We start from the raw sequence: 4161 nt of genomic DNA, 5'->3' as shown, positions 1-4161 counted from the left end.
CGCCAGATGCGCTCCTCGCAGATGATGGCCAACAGCGCCGTGCGCATGATCTACGACAACTCCGGCCTGGCCGTGGGTGGTCAGCTTGTGTACGCGCCGGAAGCGATTACCCCGGCCGATGGCAGCCCGCGCATGACCCCGCGCAAGGTCTGGTATCTGACCGACTCGTCCAAGGACGTGAACACGGTGATGAAGCTGTTCGAGACGAAGCTGCATCTCGAATGGCTGCTGCCGCTGTTCCAGTTGGCGATTCGACTGGCCGACGAAGAAAGCTCGCTGCCGCTGATTGCGCAGGGCGACCAGGCCGCGCATATCACCAAGACCAAGGGTGGCATGTCGATGCTGATGGACGCCGCCGGTGTCATGCTGCGGCGCAGCGTGAAAGCGGTCGATGACGGCATCACGGTGCCGTTTATCACCGGTTGTTACAACTGGAACATGGAGTTCAACCCCGACGAGGAATTGAAGGGCGACTTCAACATCCAGGCGCGCGGATCGAGTGCGCTGATGGAGCGCGAGCAGCAGTTGCAGAGCTTCATGCAGTTCATGCAGTTCCTGCAAAGCAACCCGCTGTTCGCGCAAGCGACCAAGTGGGATCAGGTGCTCGAAGAAGGCGTGCGGCTGCTGCGCGTGAATCGTTCCCTGCTCGAAGCGCCCGAAAAGATCGAGCAGATGATCGAGGAGATGCGCAAGAACCCGCCCGAACCGCCCAAAGACCCGCGCGTGGTGGTGGCCGAAATGAAGGATGCGACCGACAAGCTGTCGATCAAGAACGATGCCGAACTGGGCTCCGCTCGCCTGAAGCTCGAAGAAGCGATGCACGACAAGGACTTCCAGTTGGCGATGCAAAAGCTCGCCACCGACGCCAACATCTCGATGGAACAACTTACCAATTCGCTTGGCATCAAGCGGATGGACATAGACAACGACAACCAAAGATTCAACGCGGAGATGGCAGCGAAGTCTGTTTACGGGACGGGCATATGAACCTGATTGCACAAGCGATATTTCTGGCAGTGGTAACGAATGCGCCGGCTCCGGTCGGCCACATTGTGTTCAACGACGGCAACGGCGGCAAGTCCGACGCGGTGAGCCTGTATGCCGAGCGGGGCGATTGCCCGGCCGGCGCCATGCGCTCCGTCTATTTCGTGGCGCGCGCGCCGGCAGGCCAGAATGAGATTCCCGGCTGCTATGTGATTAAAGACGGCTTTGTTTACATGGTGTTTGCCGACGGCGATCAAGGTCGCGTACCGGCCGACATGGTGAAGCCGGGTAAGCGCCCAGTTGCCTGGATATGAGCGATCCGATCATCCACATCAAGCGGGTGGAGATCGAACTGAAGCTCAAGGGTTTGTGCGAGCAACTGGAAAAGCAGAACCCGCCAGAAATGACCCAGCACCTGCGTGGCCAGATCACCGTCTGGCGCCAGGTGCTGCGCTACAACGACCCGCCGCGCGCGGCCGCTAAGTCTGACCAGCCGCCGGTGGCGATGTACTAAATTTATTGGGGAGGCGGCATGGACGCCCGCACGCTCTACGTGGCAACACTGACCGCCACTAGCGACGGCTTCATCGCCTCCTGGACCAAAGACGGCTTGAGCGAAGTCCACCAAGCCGCCGACCTGATGCAAGCCCTTGAATTCCTAAGAGAAAGGGTGTGGTCGGTTTGATGTACTGATCGGCACCACCCCCTCAAAAGAGCCCGCAACCCGCGGGCTTTTTGCATTTTGGAGCATTGATGACGACCCCGACCGAGACACCCGAGGACTTAGAGAGTCTGTTCAACGAACTTTCCAAAGCGCGCGCCACCGGCGAAGAACTGCCTGACGCGCCCTCTGAAAAGTCCGACCCGGAACCGGCTGCACCTGCACCCGCTCCTGTACCGGTCACTGAGACGCCTATAGCGACTCCAGACGAAACGAAAGTAATCGCGCCTACGCCGGCACCGGCCGCTGCTCCTGCGCCACCCGCGCTCGATTTGAGCAAGCTAGATCAGGCCACGCGCGATTACTTTGCCAAGATTGATAACGAGCGCCGCTCCGCTATCGGACGCGCCGCTGCCTTACAGCGCGAGCAAGACGCCGCCAAGCGCCGTCAAGCCGCTACACCAGCACCGGCTCCCGCACCAGCGGCAGGCGAAGATGATCCACAAGCGAGGCTAGCAGCAGAGTTTCCCGAACTTGCGGCCGCGGTCAATGCGCGTGTTGCTCAGACCGAGCGCACGTTCAACGAACAGGTCGAGCGGGCGAAGTTTCAGGCCAAGTTGGAAGTCCTCGGAGGGATGTACCCCAACTGGCGCGAGACGATGGAATCGCCCGAGTTCAACTATTGGCTCGCCCAACAGGATGAGCAGACGCAAAAGAGATTCGACAGCGACAGTACGCGCGATTACGCCGTCCTGCTGCGGTCGTTTGAGCTTGCATCCGCCCCCCCTGCTGCGCCAGCCCCTGCTAGCGACGTAACCCGGATCAAGAAAGATCGTGAAGCGCGCCTGAGTCGGTCGGTCGATGTGCCGACGACGAAAAGCGCTCCCAATCCAACCGGCGAGCCTGATCCTGAATCAGACCCGGAAGGCAACTTCAATTGGCGTGTTCGCCAGCGCGACAAAGCGCGCGAGCGCCAGCAAAGATAAAGGAATTTAAATGTCCGTTTACGGCGATATCACCCCGCGCGTAGGCATCTACGCGCATGAGCAGATGCTGTCCCACGCCGAGCCCATCATCGTTTTGCAGAAGATGGGCCTGGTCAAACCAGTCCCCAAGCACAAGGGCGAGAACGTCAAGTTCCGTCGTCCGAACCCCTGGTCCGTTACCACCACGCCATTGACCGAAGGCGTCACGCCTGCGGCCAAGAGCATTGGCTACACCGACGTGTCGGTCGTGTTGGCTGAGTACGGCGATTTCGTCGAACTCACCGACAAGATTCAAGACCTGCACGAGGACCCCGTTCTCAACGATCAAATGATGCTCGCCGGTGAAAACGCCGCCGAGACGCTTGAGATCGTGACCTACAACGTGCTGAAGGGTGGCACGTCGGTCAAGTACGGCGGCGGTACATCGCGCGTCACGGTGGCCAGCAAGATCACGCTCGCCCTGGTGCAAGAGTCGGTGCGCAACCTCATGGGCAACCGTGCCAAGCGCATCACCTCGATCCTGTCGCCATCGACCAACATCGGCACCCGTGCGGTAGAAGCGGCATTCGTCGCCTTCACCCACACCGACGCCGCGTCCGACATCCGTGCGCTGCCAGGCTTCACCAAGGTGGCCGACTACGGCTCGCGTCAAGTGCTGTGCCCGGAAGAACTCGGCACCGTCGAGGACGTGCGCTTTGTGTGCTCGCCGCTGTTCGTCTCGTTCGCAAATGCGGGCGTGGCGATCGGCGCTACCGGTCTGAAGTCCACCGGCGGCGCCAACATCGACGTGTACCCGATGATCGTCGTAGCCAAGGAAGCGTATGGCACCACGCCGCTCAAGGGCATGTCCAGCTCCGAGATCAAGGTTCTGCGTCCGGGTGAAGCCCGCGGCGGCGATCCTCTCGGCCAGCGCGGCTCAGTTGGTTGGAAAGCCTGGTTCCAGGCGGTCCGGCTCAACGAGGCATGGATGCGCCGGATTGAAGTCGGCGTAACGGCTCTGTAAACAAAGCAGTAGACAACGCAGTGAGGCCCGGTGGGGGAAACCCTTCCGGGCCTTTTCTTTTTGGAGATCAGATGGCTACCAAGACCCCGACCGTTTCTGATGTGAGCGTAGTTGCGCTGGCGCGCTCGATGCAGAAATACATCGTCGAGATTCCCGAGTCCGAATTAGAGGGCGCGGTTGATCCCGTTTACATCAGCAACGGCGACTACGGCGCCACGCTCAAGCGCGGCAAGCGCGTGGTGGTGCCCGAGTGCGTCATCAGCGTATTGCGCAACGCCATTCAGGGCGTGATGGACCCCAAGACAAGGATTGTGCGGGAGGTGCCCTCGTATCCGTTCAACGCGGAGAAGTACGACGGCGACATGGAAATCGGCACCGAAGTCGATCGAGACGGCCGGCCGGTGCTCGCGTGAGCGACATCAACGGCGTTCTCGGACCCATATGCGATGACATTACCGGCGTTGCCATTGGCACCGTCAGCGATCCCAAGGTCAGCATTGAGGACGCCCTGGCTGCGCTCGGTGCAG

General features: G+C 60.7%; 7 protein-coding genes. All 7 read left to right on the top strand.

All coding sequences use genetic code 11. From position 1 onward, the window contains the following. Positions 1 to 987 (top strand): hypothetical protein (locus H0W40_RS19490; protein WP_292449526.1); only part of this gene is annotated, 987 nt, incomplete at its 5' end. Then, positions 984 to 1298: a hypothetical protein gene (locus tag H0W40_RS19485; protein ID WP_292449525.1), complete on the top strand. Its 315-nt coding sequence runs from the start codon at positions 984 to 986 to the stop codon at positions 1296 to 1298. The genes H0W40_RS19490 and H0W40_RS19485, both read left to right, overlap by 4 nt. Further along, the gene (locus H0W40_RS19480) at positions 1295 to 1498 is read left to right on the top strand and encodes a hypothetical protein (protein ID WP_292449523.1); all 204 of its coding nucleotides are present in this window, start codon (positions 1295 to 1297) and stop codon (positions 1496 to 1498) included. Before H0W40_RS19485 ends, H0W40_RS19480 begins: the two co-directional genes overlap by 4 nt. Before the next feature lie 18 nt (positions 1499 to 1516). Further along, positions 1517 to 1669: a hypothetical protein gene (locus H0W40_RS19475; RefSeq protein ID WP_292449521.1), complete on the top strand. Its 153-nt coding sequence runs from the start codon at positions 1517 to 1519 to the stop codon at positions 1667 to 1669. A gap of 68 nt (positions 1670 to 1737) precedes the next feature. Continuing rightward, complete coding sequence (locus H0W40_RS19470; RefSeq protein ID WP_292449519.1) at positions 1738 to 2631, top strand: hypothetical protein; 894 nt, start codon at positions 1738 to 1740, stop codon at positions 2629 to 2631. Positions 2632 to 2641: 10 nt separating this feature from the next. Beyond that, positions 2642 to 3634: a N4-gp56 family major capsid protein gene (locus H0W40_RS19465; RefSeq protein WP_292449517.1), complete on the top strand. Its 993-nt coding sequence runs from the start codon at positions 2642 to 2644 to the stop codon at positions 3632 to 3634. A gap of 71 nt (positions 3635 to 3705) precedes the next feature. Continuing rightward, positions 3706 to 4047 (top strand): hypothetical protein, encoded by a 342-nt coding sequence (locus H0W40_RS19460; RefSeq protein WP_292449515.1) that lies wholly within the window; start codon positions 3706 to 3708, stop codon positions 4045 to 4047. Positions 4048 to 4161 lie beyond the last annotated feature (114 nt).

The organism is Methylibium sp., assembly GCF_013817345.1.
In the GTDB taxonomy this organism is placed as follows: Bacteria; Pseudomonadota; Gammaproteobacteria; order Burkholderiales; family Burkholderiaceae_C; genus Methylibium.
The sequence above is the reverse complement of the archived record's forward strand: the minus strand, read 5'-3'. Positions and strand labels throughout refer to the sequence as shown.